19 protein-coding genes and 1 tRNA gene are annotated in these 22983 nt (G+C 61.1%); 4 read left to right on the top strand and 16 right to left on the bottom strand.

Annotation, left to right across the window (positions count from 1 at the left end):
• Nucleotides 1–176: 176 nt before the first annotated feature.
• On the bottom strand, nucleotides 177–1076 hold the full coding sequence (locus BM110_RS21915; RefSeq protein ID WP_071490257.1) for a LysR family transcriptional regulator: 900 nt from the start codon (nucleotides 1074–1076) through the stop codon (nucleotides 177–179).
• A gap of 209 nt (nucleotides 1077–1285) precedes the next feature.
• On the opposite strand from BM110_RS21915, the gene BM110_RS21920 reads away from it, so the two are divergent.
• Together BM110_RS21920 and BM110_RS21925 are read left to right on the top strand one after the other, a co-directional pair.
• A complete protein-coding gene (locus BM110_RS21920) occupies nucleotides 1286–2548 on the top strand; it encodes an aspartate aminotransferase family protein (RefSeq protein ID WP_093514164.1) in 1263 nt (420 codons plus the stop codon).
• Between the two features lie 172 nt (nucleotides 2549–2720).
• On the top strand, nucleotides 2721–2879 hold the full coding sequence (locus BM110_RS21925; protein WP_003228885.1) for a YqaE/Pmp3 family membrane protein: 159 nt from the start codon (nucleotides 2721–2723) through the stop codon (nucleotides 2877–2879).
• Nucleotides 2880–2884: 5 nt separating this feature from the next.
• On the opposite strand, the gene pqqE is transcribed toward BM110_RS21925, so the two are convergent.
• From pqqE to BM110_RS21975, 10 genes are all read right to left on the bottom strand, one after another.
• Entirely contained in the window at nucleotides 2885–4015 is a 1131-nt protein-coding gene (gene pqqE, locus BM110_RS21930; RefSeq protein ID WP_093514165.1) for a pyrroloquinoline quinone biosynthesis protein PqqE, read from the bottom strand.
• Nucleotides 4008–4283 (bottom strand): pyrroloquinoline quinone biosynthesis peptide chaperone PqqD, encoded by a 276-nt coding sequence (gene pqqD / locus BM110_RS21935; protein WP_092242265.1) that lies wholly within the window; start codon nucleotides 4281–4283, stop codon nucleotides 4008–4010. The genes pqqE and pqqD overlap by 8 nt, the downstream gene beginning before the upstream one ends.
• Complete coding sequence (gene pqqC, locus BM110_RS21940) at nucleotides 4280–5032, bottom strand: pyrroloquinoline-quinone synthase PqqC (RefSeq protein WP_017138042.1); 753 nt, start codon at nucleotides 5030–5032, stop codon at nucleotides 4280–4282. Before pqqC ends, pqqD begins: the two co-directional genes overlap by 4 nt.
• An 11-nt stretch (nucleotides 5033–5043) precedes the next feature.
• Nucleotides 5044–5955: a pyrroloquinoline quinone biosynthesis protein PqqB gene (gene pqqB, locus BM110_RS21945; RefSeq protein WP_058424746.1), complete on the bottom strand. Its 912-nt coding sequence runs from the start codon at nucleotides 5953–5955 to the stop codon at nucleotides 5044–5046.
• 66 nt (nucleotides 5956–6021) lie between these two features.
• Complete coding sequence (pqqA, locus tag BM110_RS21950) at nucleotides 6022–6096, bottom strand: pyrroloquinoline quinone precursor peptide PqqA (RefSeq protein ID WP_003194766.1); 75 nt, start codon at nucleotides 6094–6096, stop codon at nucleotides 6022–6024.
• Nucleotides 6097–6255: 159 nt separating this feature from the next.
• Nucleotides 6256–8604 (bottom strand): pyrroloquinoline quinone biosynthesis protein PqqF, encoded by a 2349-nt coding sequence (gene pqqF, locus BM110_RS21955; protein ID WP_093514166.1) that lies wholly within the window; start codon nucleotides 8602–8604, stop codon nucleotides 6256–6258.
• A gap of 48 nt (nucleotides 8605–8652) precedes the next feature.
• The gene (locus BM110_RS21960) at nucleotides 8653–9447 is read right to left on the bottom strand and encodes a carbon-nitrogen hydrolase family protein (protein WP_093514167.1); all 795 of its coding nucleotides are present in this window, start codon (nucleotides 9445–9447) and stop codon (nucleotides 8653–8655) included.
• Between the two features lie 10 nt (nucleotides 9448–9457).
• A complete protein-coding gene (locus BM110_RS21965; RefSeq protein ID WP_093514168.1) occupies nucleotides 9458–11149 on the bottom strand; it encodes a flavin monoamine oxidase family protein in 1692 nt (563 codons plus the stop codon).
• A gap of 146 nt (nucleotides 11150–11295) precedes the next feature.
• Nucleotides 11296–11742 carry an Lrp/AsnC family transcriptional regulator gene (locus tag BM110_RS21970; protein ID WP_010206997.1) on the bottom strand — a complete coding sequence of 149 codons (447 nt, stop codon included), beginning with the start codon at nucleotides 11740–11742 and terminating at the stop codon, nucleotides 11296–11298.
• A 37-nt stretch (nucleotides 11743–11779) separates the two neighbouring features.
• On the bottom strand, nucleotides 11780–12649 hold the full coding sequence (locus tag BM110_RS21975; RefSeq protein ID WP_093514169.1) for a LysR family transcriptional regulator: 870 nt from the start codon (nucleotides 12647–12649) through the stop codon (nucleotides 11780–11782).
• A gap of 112 nt (nucleotides 12650–12761) precedes the next feature.
• Here BM110_RS21975 and BM110_RS21980 point away from each other — a divergent pair, with 112 nt between their 5' ends.
• Nucleotides 12762–13187: a VOC family protein gene (locus BM110_RS21980; protein WP_093120837.1), complete on the top strand. Its 426-nt coding sequence runs from the start codon at nucleotides 12762–12764 to the stop codon at nucleotides 13185–13187.
• 45 nt (nucleotides 13188–13232) lie between these two features.
• Here the strand turns inward: BM110_RS21980 and BM110_RS21985 are convergent.
• The 5 genes from BM110_RS21985 to rpsU all read right to left on the bottom strand — a co-directional run bounded on the left by BM110_RS21985 (nucleotide 13233) and on the right by rpsU (nucleotide 21743).
• A tRNA-Ile gene (locus BM110_RS21985) sits at nucleotides 13233–13309 on the bottom strand.
• A gap of 16 nt (nucleotides 13310–13325) precedes the next feature.
• Nucleotides 13326–17069: an EAL domain-containing protein gene (locus BM110_RS21990; RefSeq protein WP_093514170.1), complete on the bottom strand. Its 3744-nt coding sequence runs from the start codon at nucleotides 17067–17069 to the stop codon at nucleotides 13326–13328.
• A 121-nt stretch (nucleotides 17070–17190) separates the two neighbouring features.
• Nucleotides 17191–19041 (bottom strand): RNA polymerase sigma factor RpoD, encoded by a 1851-nt coding sequence (gene rpoD / locus BM110_RS21995; protein WP_071490246.1) that lies wholly within the window; start codon nucleotides 19039–19041, stop codon nucleotides 17191–17193.
• A 67-nt stretch (nucleotides 19042–19108) separates the two neighbouring features.
• Nucleotides 19109–21082 carry a DNA primase gene (dnaG, locus tag BM110_RS22000; RefSeq protein WP_071490245.1) on the bottom strand — a complete coding sequence of 658 codons (1974 nt, stop codon included), beginning with the start codon at nucleotides 21080–21082 and terminating at the stop codon, nucleotides 19109–19111.
• Between the two features lie 445 nt (nucleotides 21083–21527).
• Nucleotides 21528–21743: a 30S ribosomal protein S21 gene (rpsU, locus tag BM110_RS22005; protein ID WP_002551877.1), complete on the bottom strand. Its 216-nt coding sequence runs from the start codon at nucleotides 21741–21743 to the stop codon at nucleotides 21528–21530.
• 202 nt (nucleotides 21744–21945) lie between these two features.
• Between rpsU and tsaD the strand changes: the two genes are divergently transcribed.
• A complete protein-coding gene (gene tsaD, locus BM110_RS22010) occupies nucleotides 21946–22971 on the top strand; it encodes a tRNA (adenosine(37)-N6)-threonylcarbamoyltransferase complex transferase subunit TsaD (protein WP_092242291.1) in 1026 nt (341 codons plus the stop codon).
• The last annotated feature ends 12 nt before the right edge of the window (nucleotides 22972–22983 follow it).

Below are 22983 nucleotides of genomic sequence, written 5' to 3' on the forward strand. Positions count from 1 at the left end.
CCTCTATCGCCATATTGGATCCACGGATAATCTACTTCACATGGACGTCGCGCAGGAAGCGCAAAGCAACAACACGGACACGTAGGATTCTGCCAGGACGGCGGAGTGAAATGGATGTCAGGGAAACAGTCTGCAAAGCCCCGCTTCGGCGGGGTTTTCTTTTGCCCGCGAAAAAGTCAGGCAGGCGCCTGCGGGGCATTCATCACGTCTTCCAGCAAGGTGCGCAGCAACGCCACCGTCGCCTGCTGGCGCTGCACATCGCGGCACACCAGACCGACTTTCAGCGGCACCCTGGGCTCACTCAAGGGCTTCCAAAGCAGCGCCTGGCTGTTGTGTTCATCCTGGGAGCGCCCCGGCAGCACCGTCGCCAGTTTTGTGTGAGGCAGGCTGTCGAGGATCCCCACCATGGTGTTGAGTTCCGCCTGGACCTGCGGGCGTCGCCCGAGGTTGGACAGTTGGCCCTGCCAGATCTGCCGCACCTGAAACTCTTCCCCCAACAGCAACATCGGCAACTCCGCGGCCTGCTTCAGTGAGACTTTCTTGAATTCCCGCAAGGGATGGTCTTCGGGGATGACCACCTTCAACTCATCTTCGTACAACAACACGCCGTGCAACCCCGGCTGGCGTGGCGGCAGGTAACTGATGCCGATATCCAGCGAGCCGTTGAGTAGCCGCCGCTCAATTTCGAGCCCGGTCAATTCGTAGATCTGCACCACCAAATGCGGCTGGGCCTTGCGCACGCGCTCGAGCATCTGCGGGACCAGGCTGGTGTGCACGGTTTGCAACACGCCGATGGCCAGCGTGCGCATCGCCTGGCCCTTGAAGTTGCGCAGGGCCTCAACTGCCTGTTGCATGCCATCGATCAGCGGCAAGGCGTGGTTGTACAGCGTATGCGCCGCCAGTGTCGGTAGCAGGCGCTTGCTGCTGCGTTCGAACAGACTCACATCCAGGTTCTGCTCCAACTGGCGAATCTGCTGGGACAGCGCCGGTTGGGAGATCGACAGACGCTCCGCAGCACGGCCTACATGGCCCTCCTCATACACCGCGACGAAATAACGCAGTTGCTTGAAATCCATAAGGTTTACTTATCGAAAAAGCTGGAAAATCGAAATGGCCGCTGGCCCCCGAGACGCCTAGTCTAGCGCCTATTCGCAGGGCTTACAGGGCCAGATCGGGCAATGAACAGCGTTTATATTGATGGCGTTTACATAGGCAAGGCAAAAAACCTCAAGGCAATGTTGGCACCTCGCACCGACCAAGGCCCAGTTGCTATTGGGGGCGAGCCATGAATCTATTCCGTCGCCCCGCGCCGAGCCTGGACGATTTAGTTCTGGAGACGCCCAGCGATAATCCTCCCAACGAATCCCTGATGCCCTCCGTCGCACGGCCGCCGCAAGTGTTCGTGCGCGGCCAGGGTTCCTGGCTCTGGGACAGTGACGACCGGGCCTACCTGGATTTCAGCCAGGGCAACGCAGCCAACAGCCTCGGCCACAGCCCACAGGTGTTGATCAAGGCGCTGGCCGACCAGACTCAGGCGCTGATCAACCCAGGCAACGGCTTGCATAACCGCGCTCAACTCAACCTTGCCGAGCGCCTGTGCCATCGCACCGGCAGTGACCAGGCCTACCTGCTCAACAGCGGCGCGGAAGCCGTTGAAGCCGCGATCAAGTTGGCGCGCAAATGGGGCCAACTGCATCGTGGTGGCGCTTACCGCATCATCAGCGCGAGCGGTGGTTGCCATGGTCGCAGTTTTGCGGCGATGTCGGCGTCGGCGGGCGAGAGTACCAATCGCTTCGAACCGCAACTGCCGGGCTTCAGCCATGTGCCCTTCAACGACCTGCCGGCCCTGCATGCCGCGGTCGACGCGCAAACCGTCGCCATCCTGCTGGAGCCGATCCAGGGCGCGGCCGGAGTGATCCCCGCGACGGAGCACTATCTCAAAGGGGTCGAGCGGCTGTGCCGTGAACTGGGGATCCTGCTGATACTCGACGAGGTGCAAACCGGCATAGGCCGCTGCGGCACCTTACTCGCCGAACAGCAATACGGCGTACGTGCGGACATCATCACCCTCGGCAAAGGCCTGGGTGGCGGTGTGCCCGTTGCGGCGCTGCTGGCGCGTGGTAAAGCCTGCTGTTTTGAAGTGGGCGAGCTGGAAGGCACCCATCACGGCAATGCGCTGATGGCATCGGCCGGGCTGGCGGTATTCGATACGGTGCTGGAGCACGGCTTTCTGGAACAGGTGCGTGAGTCCGGCCTTTACCTCGGCGAAGGCCTTGCCCGCCTGGCCTATCGCTACGACCACGGCCCGCTGCGCGGCCACGGCCTGATGTGGGGCCTGGCGCTGTCGGATGATTCTGCGGATGCGGTGGTAAAAGCGGCCCTGCACGAAGGCCTGATCCTCAACGCCCCACAGCCCGGCTGCCTGCGCTTCACCCCGGCTCTCACGGTGAGCAAAAGCAACATCGACGAAATGCTCCTGCGCCTGGCCCGTGCCTTCTCCCGCGTGCGCACCGCACAACTGCAATGCCGCAAGGGCATCGCTGTTTAACCCCTATTCCTGAACCGTCTCGCGGTCTACGCGACGCCTCCGGCCTGATTCTTTTGGCTGGGGGCGTTTTTTTGCCTGGATGGCCCAACGCCAGATCCCACTGAACCCTCACGAACGCCCAAGGTCGATTAGCTACACGGCTCACACGAGCCGATTTTCTGGAGCTGATCCCATGGATTTCATTCGTATCATCATCGCCATTCTGTTGCCGCCACTGGGTGTGTTCCTGCAAGTGGGTTTCGGCGGCGCGTTCTGGCTGAATATCCTGCTGACCCTGTGCGGCTACATCCCGGGCATCGTGCACGCGGTGTACATCATCGCCAAGCGCTGAGGCCGTCAGCCTTTGGCGATGAGCCGTGAGTTGCGCTCATTGCGAAAGGCCAGTTGCTCGATGGTCTGGGTGGCGTGCTCGGCCTCTTCCCGCGCTTGCAGGATGATGCCGTGCTGCTCGGACTTGCTGCAGACCGGGTCGGCATTGCTCGCGTCCCCCGTCAGCATGAAGGCCTGGCAACGGCAGCCGCCGAAGTCCTTTTCTTTTTCATCGCACGAACGGCACGGCTCGGGCATCCAGTCGTAGCCACGAAAGCGGTTGAAGCCGAACGAGTCGTACCAGATGTGCTGCATGCTGTGGTCGCGCACATTGGGAAATTGCACCGGCATTTGTCGGGCACCGTGACACGGCAGGGCGGTACCGTCGGGTGTCACGGTCAGGAAGATACTGCCCCAGCCGTTCATGCAGGCCTTCGGGCGCTCTTCGTAGTAGTCCGGTGTGACGAAGATCAGCTTGCACGGGTGACCTTCCGCTTCCAGCCGGTCGCGATATTCGTTGGTGATGCGTTCGGCGCGCACCAGCTGCTCCCGGGTCGGCAACAACCCCACCCGATTGAGCTGTGCCCAGCCGTAGAACTGGCAGGTGGCGAGCTCCACGAAGTCGGCCTCCAGCGCAATGCACAGTTCGATGATGCGGTCGATCTTGTCGATATTGTGCCGATGGGTCACGAAGTTCAGCACCATCGGGTAGCCGTGGGCCTTCACGGCCCTGGCCATTTCCAGCTTCTGTGCGAAGGCTTTTTTCGAGCCGGCCAGCAGGTTGTTCACCTGTTCGTCGCTGGCCTGGAAGCTGATCTGGATATGGTCCAGGCCGGCTTTCTTGAAGTCGCTGATCTTCTGCTCGGTGAGGCCGATGCCCGAGGTGATCAGGTTGGTGTAGAACCCCAGTTTGCGCGCTTCAGCGATCAGCTCGGCCAGGTCCTGGCGCACTAGCGGTTCACCGCCGGAAAACCCCAGCTGCGCGGCCCCCATCTCGCGGGCTTCGCGAAACACCTTGAACCACTGCTCGGTCGTCAGCTCCTTGCCCTGCTCGGCAAAGTCCAATGGGTTGGAGCAGTACGGGCACTGCAACGGGCAGCGGTAGGTCAGCTCGGCCAGCAACCACAGCGGCAGGCCGATGGCCGGCTTTTCAGGCAAGGGTGATCCAGTGCTCAGCACGGGCGACCTCCATGAATTGCTCGATGTCTTCACCGAGCTCAGGCACACCAGGAAATTGTTTCTCCAGCTCGGCGATGATGGCCGCCACGTCGCGCTCGCCGTCGATCAAACCACCGATCAATGCGGCGCTGTCGTTGAGCTTGATCATGCCTTCGGGGTAGAGCAACACGTGGCCTTTTTGCGCCGGCTCATACTGGTAACGGTAGCCTGGGCGCCAGGTCGGTTTCTTGCTGCGGTCAAAGCTCATAGGGTGATCCCTTTATGCCACACCCGCTGCTCGGTCACGCTGTGATATGGCGGGCGCTTGAGTTCATAGGCCATGCTCATGGCATCGAGCATGCTCCACAGGATGTCGAGTTTGAACTGGAGAATCTCCAGCATGCGCTCCTGGCCTTCACGAGTGGTGTAGTGCTGCAGGGTAATTGCCAACCCGTGTTCCACATCGCGGCGGGCCTGGCCCAGGCGGGTGCGGAAATATTCATAGCCGGCCGGGTCGATCCAGGGGTAATGCTGCGGCCAGCTATCGAGGCGCGACTGGTGGATCTGCGGCGCGAACAGCTCGGTCAGCGAGCTGCTGGCGGCTTCCTGCCAACTGGCGCGACGGGCGAAGTTGACGTAGGCGTCTACCGCGAATCGTACGCCAGGCAGTACCAACTCCTGCGAGCGTAGTTGGTCGGGGTCGAGGCCCACCGCCTGGCCCAGGCGCAGCCAGGCTTCGATGCCGCCGTCCTCACCGGGGGCGCCATCGTGGTCGAGCAGGCGCTGGATCCACTCGCGACGGATCTCACGGTCCGGGCAGTTGGCCAGGATCGCGGCGTCTTTGAGCGGGATATTCACCTGATAATAGAAACGGTTGGCGACCCAGCCCTGGATCTGCTCGCGGGTGGCGCGGCCTTCGTACATCGCCACGTGATACGGGTGATGGATATGGTAGAAGGCGCCCTTGGCCCGCAGGGCGGCTTCGAATTCGGCGGTGGTCAATGGCGTGTCAGTCATCTCGTCAGCTCCTACAATTCAATGCTCATGCCGTCGTAAGCCACTTCGACATTGCGCCGCACCAGCTCCGCTCGCTCGGGGGAGTCTTCATCGAGGATCGGGTTGGTGTTGTTGATGTGGATAAGCACCTTGCGCTGCTCGGGCAACTGTTCCAGCACTTCAAGCATGCCGCCGGGGCCGTTTTGCGCCAGGTGGCCCATTTCGCGGCCGGTGCGGGTGCCAACGCCACGGCGCTGCATTTCATCGTCATCCCACATGGTGCCGTCCACCAGAAGACAGTCGCTGCCGGCCATGATCTCCAGCAATGGCGCGTCGACCTTGCCCAGGCCCGGGGCGTAGAACAGCTTGCCGCCGGTGCGCAGGTCTTCGACGATCAGGCCGATGTTGTCGCCGGGGTGCGGGTCGAAGCGGTGTGGCGAGTAGGGTGGGGCTGCGCTGCGCAGGGGCAGCGGGGTGAAGCGCAGATTGGGGCAGGCCGGGATGGTGAAGCTGGCGTCCAGCTCGATGCGGTTCCAGGCCAGGCCGCCATTCCAGTGGGTGAGCATGCTGAACAGCGGGAAACCGGTGCTGAGGTCTTCATGGACCATGTCGGTGCACCACACCTGGTGCGGGCAGCCTTCGCGCAGGCTCAGCAGGCCGGTGGTGTGGTCGATCTGGCTGTCCATCAGGATGATCGCGCTGATGCCGGTATCGCGCAGGGCGCGGCCGGGTTGCATCGGTGCAAAGCCCTGGAGTTGCGCGCGGATATCCGGCGAGGCATTGCACAGCACCCAATTCACGCCATCGTCGGAGATCGCGATGGACGACTGGGTACGCGCCTGGGCCCGCAGGCTGCCATCACGAAAACCCGCGCAGTTCACGCAGTTGCAGTTCCACTGCGGGAAACCACCGCCGGCGGCGGAACCTAGAATCTGGACAAACATGGCAGCTCCATCAAGCTCAAAACAAAAACGCCCCGGGCGAACCGAGGCGTTGTAGTACCCAGCGGATTAACGGCTGGCGAAGTACATGGTTACTTCGAAACCGATGCGCAGATCAGTGTAAGCAGGTTTGGACCAGGTCATATTCTTACTCCTACGAAGGGATGGGACGTTTACTACCAAGTAATACATATAGTCCACCTCCAGTCGGAGATGTTCAGATGTGTGCGTGGGAATATTACTCAATTCTTTTCAAGTTAGCGCTGTCTTGAGGGAGAAAGCCTTTTGCAGGGGCGGCAATGATCACCCTGCCGCTTGCCACGCAGTCGAGATGCGCGGGCCGTTGGCGATGCAGCGCCAGCCGCCTGCGGCGTCGTTTAATTGTTGCGCGGCATGCTGCAATGCTTCGCGGGTACAGGTTTGGATCCGGGCTTGAAGTTGAACCAGGTAGTCCGACGGATGGCCCGCCAGATGGGCATGCCACAGCAGTTCGGCGGCTTGGGCGTTGGGCAGCGTCCGTACGCAGAACTGCTCGGCCAACGCCAGGTTGCCCAGGTCGTCGCTGCGGTCGATCAGCGCCGGCAGTTGCTTGAGGAAGGTGTTCAGGTGATCGGCGATGCCCGACAGGGACAGGCCAGGGGATTGCACACCGAACAGCAGGCCGGTCTGGCCGTTTATCTGTCGGATGCCACTGAACACGGCGTAGCCGATTTGCAGCTCTACCCGCAGGCGCTGGTAGAACGGCGCCTGGAGCAGATGGCCGAGTAGTCGCCATGCGGCTTCGTCCGCCAAGGATTGGCTTGGCGTTGGACAAAACAGCAGCAACGCGGCTTCGTTTGAGTCGGTTTCCACCTCATGCCAGATACGTTGGCCGCTCAGGGATGGCGCGACGTGATTGAGGCTCGCGGGTTGCCCCGGCAGGCGGGCCGCAGCAGTTTTGATCAAGGCTTCATGGGGGGTAGAGAAACCCAGCCCCAGGCCGTGCCAACGTGCGGAGTCCCACGAGGCTGGTTCGGACGTGGTCGAGGTGCAGCAAGCGGGCAGCGTCTTGAGCAATTCGCGGATGGCGATCATGGGCGGCGCGGCGGCTTGTGCCTCTTGCGGCTCGCCCAGGCGTTGCGCCAGCACTTCCAGAACTGCTGGGATCGGCTCCTGTAGCCCGACCATTTTCACCCGCCAGTGACTGCCCAGGTTTTCGAACGACACGTCGACACCCGCCTGGCGTGCATTGTCGCGCAACGATTGCAAAGCGTTTTCCGGGTGTGGCGGAGCTGATTGCCATTGCAGATACAATGCTCCTTCGTTGCTGTCGTCCGCCAATGCCTGGCTGAAGGTCAACGCCGATGCATCCCGACGCCCTCTGGAGCGATCCTGGGCAAACGTGCGCAAGCCTCGGTGGGCGCTGGTCTGGCCGCGGATCAGGCCGGCGCGTTCTTCCTTGATCGTCGGACGCAGGAAGGGGTTGTTCGGCGGCAACTGCCAAGTGAGTGTGGAGGGCGGCAGGTGCAGCGAATCCAGCATGGCCTTGAGGGCGGCGACATCCAGTTCCGACAGGCCTTGGTTGTCGTTTCGGGCCAAGGCCAGAGCGCCTTGGGTCTGTTGTTGGCGAACGGCCAGCAGTGCGAATTCTTCGCGCAACGCCGTCCAGTCGCTATGTGCGAAAAAGGCCAGCCAGTCGTACAGCAACGCCTCGACGTGTGTCGCCGATTCAGCGGGACCACTGAGTGTAAAGTCGATAGCCAGCACCGCTTGCCCAGCGAAGTGATACAGCACCGACGCCTGCAGTGCGCTCGCCAGTTGCTGCGCTTTCAGCTCCGCCAGCAAGCCACCGGGTGCCGAAGCGTTAAGCCAGGTGCAGAGGAATGCCAGTGCTTCCCGGGGTGCATTGCACGTGATGACCTGATGCAGGTGATCATTGGCGATGTGCCGATAGCGCTGGGCTTGCCCCGGCATCAAGGGCGGTGGCGCGGATTGCACACGCGGAAGTCCTGAGATCAGGTGCTCACTGAACCGCTGTGCCAAGCCTTCCAGTGCCTCCAGCGATTGTGGGCCGGCCAGGCTCAAGGTCATCTGCCCACTCTGATAGAACTGCGTATGAAATTCCCGCAAGGCTTGCTGAAATGTCTCATGCTCTACTGGCAGGCTGTCGCGGTTGCCCGCATGGAAACCCCGCAGCGGATGATCCGACGCCAGGCCTTCCAGTAGTGCCACTTGCTGTTGTGCCGTTGCATCCTGGGACCAGGCGATAAACTCCGCGTGCAGCACCTCGCGCTCACGCAGTTGGTCCTCCAGCGCCAGGCGCGGATGGGTCAGCATGTCGGCCAAGCGCTCCAGGCCCCCGGCAAACGTGGCCGCCGGTAGTTCAAAGAAAAAGTCCGTAGTGCGCTCACGGGTGCTGGCATTGACCTGGCCTCCATGGCGTTGCACGTAGGCCATCAACCCTTCGCTTGTGGGAAAACGCTCGGTCCCGAGGAACAGCAAATGCTCCAGGAAATGCGCCAGTCCCGGCCATGCCAGTGGCACGTCGTGGCTGCCGGCCGCCACCCTCAGCACGGCCGCGCAACGCTTTAACCGTGGGGCGTGATGCAAGGAAACCCGCAAGCCATTGGCCAGGGTCAGGTGAAGGTAATGAGGGTGGGCCGGCGCAGGCATGGGCACTTCCGAAACAGAGAATGTGCCTATGCTAGCAAACCGGCTGGATCAGGGCTTGTGCAGCGCGCCGTACAACTCGGGGCGGCGATCTTGCAGGTAGTGATTGGCACTGCGGGCGTCGAGGAGCGATTGGCGCTCCAACTCCCCGACGATCAGCGCTTCGTCCAGGCCGGCCTGGGCAATACGCTGGCCATTCGGCGCGGCAATGCTGCTCTGCCCGCAGTACTGGATCTCGCCTTCATGCCCGCAGTAATTGGCGTAGGCCACATAACACTGGTTTTCAAAGGCCCGCGCCCGCACGGTGACATCGGCGACAAAATCGAACGGCACCATGTTGGCAGTGGGCACCAGGATCAGCTCAGCGCCAGCCAGGGCCAGGCGCCGGGTGTTTTCCGGGAACTCCAGGTCATAGCAGATCAGGAAACCGAGCTTCCAGCCGTTGAGTTCTACCAGTGGGAAATCATCCTCACCGGCGCTGAACATCGAATGGTCCAGATCACCAAACAGATGGGTCTTGCGGTAGTTGCACAGGCGCTGGCCATGGGCGTCGATCAACTGTACGGCGTTGTAGATCTGGCCATCTGCGGCCCGCTCAGGGTAGCCGTACAGAATCGCCAGCCCGGCGCTTTTGGCCAGTTCGGCAATGGCCTGCGCCGACGGCCCGTCCTGCGTCTCGGCCAAGGCGCCAACGGCCTCGGCACCGATGTTGTAGCCGCTCAGGAACATCTCCGGCAGCACCAGCACATCGGCATCGGATGCCTCGTGCGCCAGTTGGTGCAGGCGCTTGAGGTTGCCGGCCACATCCAGCGGCAGCGACGGGCATTGGTACAGGGCGACGCGCATGTTCAACTCCTTAATCCGCCAGGGCAATCGGCCCGATTTCATCGAACACATCACCCGGCCCCGGGTTCTCGGGGTGAGTGCTGCCGCCGAAGTGGGTCATGATGCCCCACACGGCGTTCAGTGAGGTTTGCACCGCGCCCTCCACCCAGGCCGGCGTCCAGGACACATCATCACCAGCGATAAAAATCCCACGTTGTTCGGCGGGCATGTCCTTCTGCATGAAGTGTGCATACATGCGCTGGTTATAGCGATAGTGCCCCGGCAACGCGCCCTTGAAGGCCCCGAGGAAGTGCGGGTCGGCTTCCCAGGACACGGTGATTGGATCGCCGATAATGCGTGCCTTGATATCGACTTTCGGGTAGATCTTTTTCAGCGCGTCGAGGGCAAGTTTCACCCGCTTGTCGATGGGCTGCGGCAGCATTTTCAGGGCGTCGCTCATCCACGAGTACGACAGGCAGATCACCCCCGGCTTGTCGTCGCCGTTATCGAACAGGTAGGTGCCACGGGTCAGGCGGTCGGTGAGGGTCATGCTCATCAGGTCACGGCCGGTTTCCGGGTCTTTGTCCTTCCAGAACGGACGGTCGACCATCACAAAGGTTTTCGATGATTGCATGTAGCGTGTGCGGTCCAGGGCCATCCACATTTTTTGCGAGAACAGGCTTTCGTCGCATTCGATCTGGGTGGTCAGCAGCCAGCTCTGGCAGGTGGTCAGCACGGCGGAGTATTCGCGGGTGTCGCCATAGTTGTCGGTGACGGCAAAACGGCCATCGGCGGCATGGGCGATACGTTTGACGCCCGCGCGTGGCGCGCCGCGATGCAGTGAACTCAGGCTGGTGCCGGCCGGCCAGTGGGCGCAGCGCTCCGGTACATGGCGCCAGATGCCCATCGGCACCTGGGCTACGCCGCCGACCACCAGGTGTTGGTGGTCGTCGCAGTTGGTCATCACCACGCGGAAGATTTCCAGCATCGAATTGGGGAAGTCAGAGTCCCAGCCGCCGGTGCCGAAACCCACCTGGCCGAAGACTTCACGGTGCAGGAACGACAACTTGGCGAACGCCTTGGAGGTGGCGACGAAGTCGTAGAAGGTGCGGTCGTCCCACAGCGGCACCAGCTTGTTCCACAGCTCCTTGAGGCGCGGCACGTCGCGGTCGCGGATGGCCTGCTGGATATCACCGAACTGCGAACCGGCTTCCAGCGCATCGGCCCAGGCGTCCGCGACTTCCTGGAACAGTACCGGCAAGTCGGAGAGCTTTTGCGCGTAGTGGGTCTGGCCTTCAAGGTCGATGACCGTGCTGCCGGAGGCCGGGGTCAGCGGGTTGGGGAAAGGTTTGGTTTCCAGGCCGAGCTTGTCCACATAGTGGTAGAACGCCGTCGACGACACCGGAAAGCGCATGCCGCCCAACTCGGCGATGATACCTTCGGCGCCTTCAAAGGCCTGGGAGCGCAGGCGGCCGCCCATTTTCGAGGCTTCGTACACCACCGGCTTGAGGCCCAGCTTCATCAGTTCGTAGGCGGCCACCAGACCCGCGATGCCGGCGCCGACGATCGCCACTTCGGCGCCGTGGTGGGCGGCGGGGATGCTGCCCAGGCCTGCCGGGTGTTCGATCCAGTCATCAAAGGCAAACGGGAAGTCCGGGCCAAAGATGGTGACGGGCTTTTTACCGTCTGCAGGGTGGCGATTGTTTTTGTTGAAGGTGTTCATGGCTGACCTGGCTGATGACCCGACGGGGCACGACCCGCTGAGTATAGGAAAAGATGGCAGCCAGTTTAGGGAGCGCGGCGTTCGTTAATAAGACGCAAAGTGTCGTCGGATTGAACTTTTTTTAGTCAGAATGACGAAACTGTTGGTCAGATTGGTTGACCGCGATCCAGTTTGTTACTGAGGATGATCGACGTGGTGGTTTTCTCCACGCCGTCGACGCTGCCGATCTGGTCCAGCAGTTGGTCCAACTGCTCCGGCGAATCCGTGCGCAGCCAAGCCACGTAATCAAACTCTCCACTCACCGCGCACAACTGCTGCACCTGGGCCATGGCACTCAACCGGCGCAACACTTCTTTGCCCGAGCGTGCCTGTACGGTGATGCCCACATAAGCCTGCAAACCACCATCGACCACCCGCTGCCCGAGGCGCACGCCATAACCGGTGATCACCTGGGTTTTCTCCAGGCGTGCCAGGCGTGACGTCACTGTGGTGCGCGCGATGCCCAACTGCCGGGCGAGCATGGCCACGCTTTCGCGGGCGTTGATCTGCAGGGCGGCGATCAGTTGGCGGTCGATTTCATCTAGGGCAGGCAAGGCGAGGGCTCCGGTACGGGGGCAATGGGTTGGCATCTTACAGGTTGGCGCTGGCGAGCAGGCAGCGGGTAAACAGTTGCGGCACGGGCAGCTGGCGTTGACTGTAGCGGCTCAGCAGGATGATTTCGCGGTAAAAGGTCCGGCTGCCCAATGGGATGACTCGCACGTTGGGCGAGCGTTCCAGCCACAACCCGGCCTGAGGAATCAGCGATACGCCCAGGCCGCATTCGACCATCTTGACGATGGCCTCCAGCTCATCCAGCTCCAATGCTACCTGCACGTCAAGTTTATGTTCCTTCAGGAATCGGCTGACCAGGCGACCGCCAAATGAAGTGCGGTCATAGCGCACATGGGGCTGCGTCGCCAGCAACTGCAACGGGTTATCACCCGCCAACGTGTGAGGCACGATCAGCGCGAACGGCTCCTTGCGCAGCACCTGCACGTGCAGTTCCTTGGGCAGGTCGAAGGGCGGGCGGATGATGATCGCCGAGTCCAGCTCACCGGCGTCCACCCGGCTCAACAACTCCAGGGACACGCCCGGTATCAACTTGCACTCCACCGTCGGTGCCGCCTGACGCAAACGCACCAGCGCCTGGGGTAGCAGGCCGGTCTGCGCGGTGGTGATGGCACCCACTTTCAGTTCGCCCCGGTACTCGTTGGCATGCACGGGTACGGCCATGCGGTTGAAGGTTTCCAGTATCTCCCTGGCCAACGGCAAGGCACGCAAACCGGCTGCATTCAACGTGGCCTGGCGCCCGGTACGATCGAACAACTGCACGCCAAGCGCCTGCTCCAATTGACGAATCTGCGCACTGACCGCCGACTGCGTCAGCCCGATATGCATGCCCGCCGCCGCAAACGTGCCGTGACGGGTTACCGCAATAAAGGTCTTCAATTCGCGCAGCATGGGCGTCTCGATTGATCGAAATAATTTGAGCTCGGCGCAAAAACTATCGTCTTTTCATCGTCAGGAGCAAGGCTAAACTCGTGGGACTTAATGCCCACAGAGGTTTGACCTGATGACACTCGCACCTTTTCACCTGGCAATTCCGGTATACGACCTCGCCGCTGCGCGGCATTTCTACGGTGAAGTCTTTGGCCTTGAAGAGGGGCGTTCCAGCGAACACTGGGTAGATTTCAACTTCTTCGGGCATCAGTTGGTCATTCACGAACACCCGAAAACCGCCTCCCAGGAGTTAGCCCACACCAACGCAGTCGACGGCCACAACGTACCCGTGCCGCATTTTGGCGTGGTGCTGGGCTGGGAAGATTGGCACGCCTTGGCGCAGCGGCTGCAGGCCAGGGAAACTCGGTTTGTGCTGGAACCACATATTCGGTTCAAGGGGCAGGTGGGGGAGCAGGCGACGTTGTTTCTGTTTGATCCGTGTGGGAACGCGCTGGAGTTCAAGGCGTTCAAGGATATTGGGCAGTTGTTTGCGAAGTGAGGCGGCCAGACACACGAAAGCCGCGCAATGCGCGGCTTTCTTGTTTGGTGGGCCCAGTAGGACTTGAACCTACGACCAATGGATTATGAGTCCACTGCTCTAACCAACTGAGCTATAGGCCCTGTAACAGGTCGCGGATTATAACGATGGTTTCCCCGCTGTGCCATCCGAAAAATCCTCAATGCTTATACGAAGAAACGTAGCAGCAAAAAGCTCCGGCGGTAGCGGCAGGCTGACGATGTAGCCTTGCATCTGTTCGCAGCCTTCCGCAGCGAGGAAGGCCTGCTGTGCGGGGTTCTCCACGCCTTCGGCGATGATGGTGAATTGCATGCTGTGGCCCAGGGCGATGATGGCGCGCACAATGGCGGCGTCGTGGGGGTCGTCGGGCAGGCCGCGGACGAAGGATTGGTCGATCTTCAGGTAATCCAGGGGCAGGCGCTTGAGGTAGCTGAGGGAGGAGTAGCCGGTACCGAAGTCATCGATTGCCAGTTGTACGCCGAGGTCTTTGAGTTGGTGCAGCACCTCCAGCGCTTCTTCGGCCTGGCTCATGATGAAGTTTTCGGTGATCTCCAGTTGCAGGCAGCCCGGGTCGAGTCGGTAGTCGCGCAATAGCTGTTCGATGCGCGCCAGCAAGCCGGGGTGACGCAGTTGGGCGCCGGCCAGGTTCACCGACAGTGGGCCGAACTCGTCGAAGGTGCCTTGCCAGGTGTGCAGTTGTCGGCAGGCCTGTTCCAGCACCCAATCACCGATCTGCAGGATCATGCCGTTCTCTTCGGCGAGGGCGATGAAGTGTTCGGGCGGTACGTCGCCAAACGTGGGGTGATGCCAGCGGATCAATGCTTCGGCACCGATCAGTTCCTGGGTGATCAGGCTCCGTTTCGGCTGGTAGTACAGGGTCAGTTCGTTGCGCTCGATGGCGCGGCGCAGTTCATGTTCCAGCGCCACGCGCTCGTTGGCCTGGGCGGTGAGGTCGCGGGTGTAGCTTTCGACCCGGTTGCGCCCCTTGGCCTTGGAGCGATACATCGCGGCGTCGGCATTCTTGACCAGGGTGGCGACGTCGGTGCCGTCCTGCGGGTATAGGCTGGTGCCGATGCTGGCGCTGATAAAGAACTCGTGCTCGCCGGCCTGGAACGGCGGTGTAAAGCAGGCCAACAGCTTATTCGCCAGGTATTCGGCGTCACTCGCGTGTTGCAGGCCTGGGAGCAGGATGATGAATTCGTCGCCGCCCAAGCGTGCCACGGTGTCGATGTCGCGCAGTTGCTCCTTGAGGCGGACGGCGATGTCTTTGAGCAGCAGGTCGCCGATCGGGTGGCCGAGGCTGTCGTTGATGTGTTTGAAGCGGTCCAGGTCAAGAAACAGCACGGCGCCCTGTTTGCCGGTTTCCTGGTGACCGTTGAGGGCGGCCTGCAGTCGGCTTTCGAACAGCGTGCGGTTGGGCAGGCCGGTCAATGGGTCGTGATGCGCCTGGTAGTCGAGACGGGCCTGGGCTAGTTTGAGGCTGGAGATGTCGGCGAACACCGCGACGAAGTGCGTGATCAACTGGTCGCGGTTGCGCACGGCACTGATGGTCAGCCAACTGGGGTACAACTCGCCGTTCTTGCGACGGTTGGAAATCTCGCCTTGCCAATGCCCCTGGGCGGTCAATTGATGCCACATCGCCGCATAAAACGCGCTGTCATGCAGCCCGGAAGCGAGTAAGCGCGGGGTATTGCCGAGGGCTTCGGCCTCGCTGTAGCCGGTGATTTCACTGAAGGCACGGTTGACGGCGCTGATGTTCTGCCGGGTGTCGGTGATCAACACCCCTTCGGCTGTGCTCTCGAACACGGTGGCAGCTTGTTGCAGTTTTTCCTGCATCAGTTGGCGTTCGGTGATGTCTCGGGCGATGGTCAGCATGCAGTCGTCATCGCCAATCGGCAGTGGGCGGCTGGATAGCTCGCACAGGCGAATCTGACCATCGCTGCGGCGTATGTGGCAGATGAAGTCGCGCACAAAGCCATCGCGCTGCATCAGTTCGAGCATGTGTTTGCGTTCGTTGAGGTCGACCCAGATGCCCAGGTCCAAGGTGGACTGATCGACGGAGGCGGCGCTGTTGAAACCTGTGATCCGGCTGAAACCATCGTTCACTTCTATCAGCAGGCCATCGCGCTGGCGGCTCAACAGCAAGCCGTCGGGGGAGGCGTGGAAGGCCTTGGCGAATTTCTCCTCGGAGGTTTGCAGCTGTTGCTGGGTTTCCTTGAGTTGGGTGATGTCGCGCACCACCACCACGATGGCCTCTGTAGTGTCGAGTTGAAACGGCTCGGCGGAAATCAGCCCGGTGAAGGCTTGGCCATTGCTGCGCAGAAAGGGCATTTCCAGGTTGCGGATGCTGGTGGTCTGCAACCGCTGCAGCAGATCGGGGCCTGCGCCCTGGATGCCCCAGATGTTCAGCTCGGTAGCGGTTTTACCCACGACCTGTTCGGCTGTCAGCCCGACCTGGTCCTCGAACGCTTTGTTCACCTCCAGCAGGCAGCCGTCGGACAGCCGTGCAATCACCAGGATGTCCGGGCATTGCTGGAACACCGAGGCGAACTTCTGCTCAGACAGTTGCAGGGCCTCTTCGGTGCGCTTTGCCTCACTGATGTCGATCATCAAGCCGCGCAGCACGGGCTCATGGCCGTGCTCGATCAGGCTGACGATGTCACGCACCCACAAGCAACGGTTGTCGGCGGTGATGACCCGGTAATCAACGCTGTGGTCACGGTTGGCGCGGGTTTCGCGTTGGCAGTAGGATTCGGTGCGAATCAGGTCGGCGGGGTGAATGATGTTGCGCCAGAAGCCCGGAATCAGCCAGTGGGCCCGTGGGTAACCCAGCAGTTCCTCAGCGTGGGGTGATACATAGCTGTAGGTGAAGTCGGTGACGCTGGCTTCCCAGGCAATCGCGGACAAGCTCTCCACCAGGCCGCGATAGTGGTACTCGCTGCTGCGCAGTTCCTGTTCGAGGGCTACGCGGCGGGAGATTTCCGAACTGAGCCGGCGATTGATCCGGATTACCACGGCCAGTACGGTGCTCAGCAGCAACACGGCGGGCAGGCCGTAAGTCAGCAAGTCGGTCCAGAAGGTGCGATGGTCGGTAAAGCTGCCGACCCAATGTTGCTGGATCGCGTCGGTTTCCTGCGGGCTAAGGTCGGCCAGTACCTTGTCGAGGATGCCCACCAGCATTTTGTTGTCGCGTGGTACGCCCATCGCCAACTGATAGCGGTAGGGCGTTTCGCCGCTGACGTACAAACCGTCGAGCTTGAGTTGGCGCAGGCTCCAGACGCTTGAGGCGAGGTCGCCGACGACCGCATCCACTTCGTCCGTGGCCAAGGCTTGCAGCGTCGAACTCACATTCGGCATGGCCACCAGGTTGAGGTCGGGATGGTGCGTGCGCAGCAGTTCATGGGGCGCGTAGTTTTCCACCACGGCAATCTTCAGCCCGTAGAGATCCTTCAGGTTGCGCGGTTTGGCCCCGCCTTCGTGGGCCAGGATGACGATGGGGAAGTCCAGGTACGGGCGAGTGAACGCCATGTAGCCTTGGCGTTCGGGTGTGGACATGATGCCGGGCAGCAGGTCGAGCTGGTTGTTGCGGGCCAGCTCCAGTACCGCGCTCCAGTTCACCGGTTCGATCAGCTTGACCCGTATGCCCAGGCGATCCTGGATCAGGCGCACGTAATCCGCCGCCAAACCTTGGTAGCGACCTTCTTCGTCACGGTACTCAAAGGGTGGCCATGACGCGTCCACCCCCAGGCGCAGCTCCTGATGGTCCGCCAACCAGCCACGCTCATCATCAGTGAGAGTCAACGCGCCAGCCGTTGCGGTCCAGGTCAGCAGCGACAGCAGTAACACAGTCGGCAATCTGGGCATAACGGTCTCGTTATGGCACGGGGAATGTTTCGAGTGTAGACGGGCATTGCGGGGGAGGGGCGTTGCGAGGGATTTTATCTATACAAAACAAAACCCCCGGCCTGGGCCGGGGGTTCTGGTGTCACTCGTCGAGGAAGGAGCGCAGATGCTCGCTTCGCGTCGGGTGGCGCAACTTGCGCAGCGCCTTGGCTTCGATCTGACGGATCCGCTCGCGGGTCACGTCAAACTGCTTACCGACTTCCTCAAGGGTGTGGTCGGTATTCATGTCGATGCCGAAACGCATGCGCAGTACCTTGGCTTCACGGGCAGTGAGGCCGGACAGTACGTCGCGAGTCGCTTCTTTAAGACTCTCAACGGTGGCGACATCGATTGGCGACTGCATGGTCGAGTCTTCGATGAAGTCACCCAAGTGGGAGTCTTCGTCATCACCGATCGGGGTTTCCATGGAGATCGGCTCTTTAGCGATCTTCAATACCTTGCGGATTTTATCCTCAGGCATTTCCATGCGTTCGCCCAGCTCTTCCGGGGTCGGTTCGCGACCCATTTCCTGCAACATTTGCCGGGAAATACGGTTGAGCTTGTTGATCGTCTCGATCATGTGCACCGGAATACGGATGGTGCGGGCCTGGTCGGCAATCGAGCGAGTGATCGCCTGACGGATCCACCAGGTGGCATAAGTCGAGAACTTGTAGCCGCGACGGTATTCGAACTTGTCCACAGCCTTCATCAAGCCGATGTTGCCTTCCTGGATCAGGTCGAGGAATTGCAGGCCACGGTTGGTGTACTTCTTGGCGATGGAGATCACCAGACGCAGGTTGGCTTCAACCATCTCTTTCTTCGCGCGGCGGGCCTTGGCCTCGCCGATCGACATGCGACGGTTGATGTCCTTGATCTCGGCGATCGTCAGACCGGTTTCGGTCTCAAGCGCAGTCAGCTTCTGCTGGCAACGGATGATGTCCGGCTGCAGGCGACCAATGGCTTCAGCGTATTTCGCCTTGCCTTTGGCCAGTGCGTCGGTCCAGCTTTCGTCTACTTCGTTGCCCGGGAACTGGCGCAGGAAGTCGGCACGCGGCATGCGGGCATCACGCACGCACAGTTGCATGATTGCGCGTTCTTGGGCACGCAGACGCTCCAGGGCACTGCGAACACGCTCAACCAGGCCTTCGAATTGCTTCGGCACCAGCTTGATCGGCATGAACAGCTCTGCCAGGGCCACCAGCTCGGCAATTGCCTGCTTGTTGGCGCGACCGTGCTTTTTCAGGGCCTTGCGGGTGATTTCCATTTGATCGGAAACCGCACCGAAACGCTGGGCAGCGATGATCGGGTCCGGACCGCTTTCGACTTCGTCTTCATCGTCGCCGCTGGCTTCAGCGTCGTCGTCTTCGGAGTCGTCGTCCGCTTTCGCAGCCTTGGCATCGACAGGCGGCGGTACTTCGGCGGCAGGCGGCGCAATGCCGTCATCCGGGTCGATATAGCCGCTCAGGACGTCGGACAGGCGACCACCTTCGGTGGTGACGCGGGTGTACTCGGAGAGAATGTGGTCAACCGTGCCTGGGAAGTGCGCGATTGCGCCCATCACTTCACGGATACCCTCTTCGATACGCTTGGCGATTTCGATTTCGCCTTCGCGTGTCAGCAGCTCGACGGTACCCATTTCACGCATATACATGCGCACAGGGTCGGTGGTACGACCGATATCGGTCTCCACAGCAGCCAGCGCGGCGGCCGCTTCTTCTGCGGCAGCCTCGTCGGTATCGGCGTCCGCCAGCATAAGGGAATCCTTATCTGGCGCAGCTTCGAATACGTTGATCCCCATGTCGTTAATCATGCGGATGATGTCTTCCACCTGCTCTGGATCTGAAATATCCTCAGGCAGGTGGTCGTTGACCTCCGCGTAAGTCAGGTAACCCTGCTCACGACCGAGAACGATCAACTCTTTGATACGTGACTGCTGTTGCGCTTTTCCGGACATAACACCCTATCCACTGAAGGTCTTGGCGGGCAAAAAACAAGCCGAGGATTATACCCGAGCTATGACCTCACACGCCAGCTGAGGTCGGGTTTGATGCGGAAACATTCTGTTTTAAGAGGTCGCGCATCTGTTTTGCTATCTGAATTTGCTCTTCAGCCGACAATCCCGGCTGCCTTGCTCTCTTGATGAGTTCATCGAGGGTCTGCGTGTGCTGACCCGCAGATAACCTAGTAATGGTGTCTAAAAACTGTTGTTCAAGGTTGTCACCGTCAATTAGCCACTCCTTTTCCGCGAGCGCTTTGAGCAAGCGGCCTTGTTCGGTGCCATGCCAGCGAGCCATCAATTGAATTGAGTTTAGCTTAGGATTTTTCTGTACCGCCTCGATCAGGGCGATCAGTACCTGGGCGTAGGTGTTGCTCTCGTTGGCAAAGTGATCGGCGCTCTCGACCTTCTCCGCCAGATGCGGGTGGTGGATGAGCGTGCGCAGGGCAATCAGCGTCGGCGCTTCCACGGCAACCGGGGTGCGCGGGGCGTAGGCCTCATCGCCGTCACCGCGCTTGCCGTTCTTGCTCCAGGGTTTCTTGTCCCATTTCTTGCCGCCGGCACCGGGTTTCTTCGGCGTCCATTCCTGTTGGGGCGCGTAGGCCTCCTGGGGTTGGTGGAAGTCGGAGTAGTCCGGCATGGCGTCGTAATCCATGCCTGGGTCGTAGGCCGGTGGCGCTGCGTCATGCGGTGCGTTATGCACCAGCTGGCTGACGGCTTCGCCACTGAGTCCGGTGATTTCCAGCAGGCGCATGCGCATCAGGGACTTCAGGTTGGCGCCTGGGACCTTATCAATCAACGGTGCCGCGAGGGTAGCCATGTGGGCCTTGCCTTCGAGGGAGCGTGGATCTGCTTCTTCGGTCAGTTGCTGGAAGAAGTAGTCGGCCAACGGCTGCGCATGTTGATTGATGCGCGCGCGAAATGCGTCGGTGCCTTCGGAGCGCACCAGGGTGTCCGGGTCTTCGCCTTCGGGCAGGAACAGGAAGCGCGCACGGCGTCCATCCTGCAGGCTCGACAGCGTGGCTTCGAGCGCGCGCCATGCGGCATTGCGGCCAGCCTGGTCGCCGTCGAAGCAGAACAGCACGCTGGGCACCACGCGAAACAGGCGTTTCATGTGTTCTTCGCTGGTGGCGGTGCCCAGGGTGGCGACCGCGTTGCGCAAGCCTTGTTGGGCGAGCGCAATCACGTCCATATAGCCTTCAACCACGATGATCTCGTCGAGGTTGCGGTTGTTCTTGCGCGCTTCGAACAGGCCGTAGAGTTCCTGGCCTTTGTGGAACACCGGGGTTTCCGGGGAGTTCAGGTACTTGGGCTTGTCGTCTCCCAGCACCCGGCCACCAAAGGCGATGATGCGGCCCCGGCTGTCGCGGATCGGGAACATCACGCGGTCGCGGAAGCGGTCATAGCGTTTGCCAGTCTCGGCGTTCTCCACCAGCAGGCCGGCGTCGATCATGGCCTTTTGCTGGAGGGTGTCACTGCTCAGGTGCTTGTACAGGTTGTCCCAGCCGGGCGGGGCGAACCCCAGGCCGAAGTCGCGGGCGATTTCGCCGGTGAGGCCGCGTCCCTTGAGGTAGTCGACGGCGGCCTTGCGCTGCGGATGGCTTTTAAGCGCCTGACGGTAGAAGTCGGCAGCGGCGGTCAGCAGCGGGTACAGCGGCGAATCGGTGGGTTGCCGCGGTTTGTGCGGGCGGCCGCTTTCTTCGCGAGGGATTTCCATGCCGGCGGCTTTTGCCAGTTCCTCGACGGCCTGGGGGAAGTCCAGGTTGTCGTGGTCCATGATGAAGCCGAGGGCATTGCCGCCCGCGCCGCAGCCAAAGCAGTAGTAGAACTGCTTGTCCGGGCTGACGCTGAACGACGGGGTCTTTTCCTTATGGAACGGGCAGCAAGCGGTGTAGTTCTTGCCGGCCTTCTTCATTTGCACGCGCGAGCTGACCACATCGACGATGTCGGTGCGGTTCAGAAGGTCGTCAATAAAGCTCTGGGGAATCAGCCCGGCCATGGCGTTCTCGTCATCACTGCGTGTAAATGAGGGCCCGTGAGGTGTTCAAGCGCGCGTATCGAGTGCTCAAGCATCCAGCGACTGCATGGGGTGTACGGAAGTGTATCTGCCGAATATTCACTGACGTTAGTTTCTGATCAGTCTTCGGTGTGGAAATGTTGCCCCGGCGCCCGGTCTTGGCCGGTGACGGGCCTCGGAAACGCCTCGTTGGGCGCAGTCGACACGGTTGGTCGGCTGTTTACAGAATGAGTGTGCTCGTCAGTAGCCTTGATAGGCTCGTCAGAAGAGACGTGCACCGCTGGCAAAAGAGCCAGTCCTGACGTGTGAAGCAGTTGTCTCGGTCGCATGTGCGGCGTCAACGGTGAAGCATCAAGCGATATCCGCAAATGCCATTAGCCCGGCTGAGGGCCGGGCTTGGCAGAAGCTTGCTACGAACGTCTGTGTATTAGTACAGACGAACGGCGCGGCGCTGTTCGCGCTGAACTTTCTTGGCGTGACGCTTAACAGCGGCTGCTGCTTTACGCTTACGCTCAGAAGTTGGCTTCTCGTAAAATTCGCGGCTACGAACTTCAGCCAGTACACCGGCTTTTTCGCAGGAGCGCTTGAAACGACGCAGAGCTACGTCGAAGGGTTCGTTCTCTTTAACTTTGACGGCTGGCATCCAGAGCTACCTTCTTTCATTACCGGGATCAACGTTCTCGTCGCAAAAAATTCGCGGCTGAGGTCGTCGGTTTTTAAGGGTTGCGGATGTTAACCCCTCATTGCCCGGAATGCAAAGCCTCTGATCGAAAACCGCTAGTCGGGAGGGGGAGTGGCGACTATTATGCGCGCCTTCGAATTCAGCCTCTACAAGGCGCAAACCCATGCTAGTACTGGGACTTGAAACCTCCTGCGACGAAACCGGTGTCGCACTTTACGACAGTGAACGCGGGCTCCTGGCCGATGCGCTGTTCAGCCAGATCGACCTGCACCGTGCCTATGGCGGCGTGGTGCCGGAGCTGGCCAGCCGTGATCACGTCAAGCGCATGCTGCCCCTGATCCGCCAGGTGCTGGACGAGGCCGGCTGCGTGCCGACCGAGATCGACGCTATCGCCTACACGGCCGGCCCCGGATTGGTCGGGGCCCTGCTGGTTGGGGCCTCTTGCGCTCAGGCGCTGGCGTTTGCCTGGGGCATTCCGGCGCTCGGCGTGCACCATATGGAAGGCCATTTGTTGGCTCCGATGCTGGAGAAAACCCCGCCACAGTTCCCGTTCGTCGCTTTGTTGGTTTCGGGCGGCCATACGCAGTTGGTTCAGGTGGATGGCATCGGCCAATACACCCTTCTGGGTGAATCCCTGGATGACGCCGCCGGTGAAGCGTTCGACAAGACCGCGAAGATGATGGGCCTCAATTATCCGGGTGGCCCGGAAATCGCACGCCTCGCTGAAAAAGGCGTGGCCGGCCGCTACACCTTCCCGCGTCCGATGTGTGATCGCCCAGGCCTGATGTTCAGCTTCAGCGGCTTGAAAACCTCCGCGCTGAACACCTGGCAGCAGAGCGTCAGCGCCGGGGACGACAGTGAGCAAGCCCGTTGCGACATCGCGCTGGCGTTCCAGCAGGCCGTGGTGGAGACTTTGACCATCAAGTGCAAGCGCGCCCTGAAACAGGCGGGCATGAAGCGCCTGGTGATCGCCGGCGGCGTCAGTGCCAACAAGGCTTTGCGCACTTCGCTGGAAAAAATGCTCAGCGATATGAAGGGCGATGTGTTCTACGCACGTCCGGAGTTCTGCACCGACAACGGCGCGATGATCGCCTACGCCGGTTGCCAGCGCCTGCAGGCCGGGCAGCATGAAAGCTTGGCGATCAGCGTGCAGGCGCGCTGGCCGATGGAGCAGTTGTCGCCGCTGTAACACCGCAACCCG

It is taken from the genome of Pseudomonas sp. NFPP28, from assembly GCF_900115535.1.
Classification (GTDB): Bacteria; Pseudomonadota; Gammaproteobacteria; order Pseudomonadales; family Pseudomonadaceae; genus Aquipseudomonas; species Aquipseudomonas extremorientalis.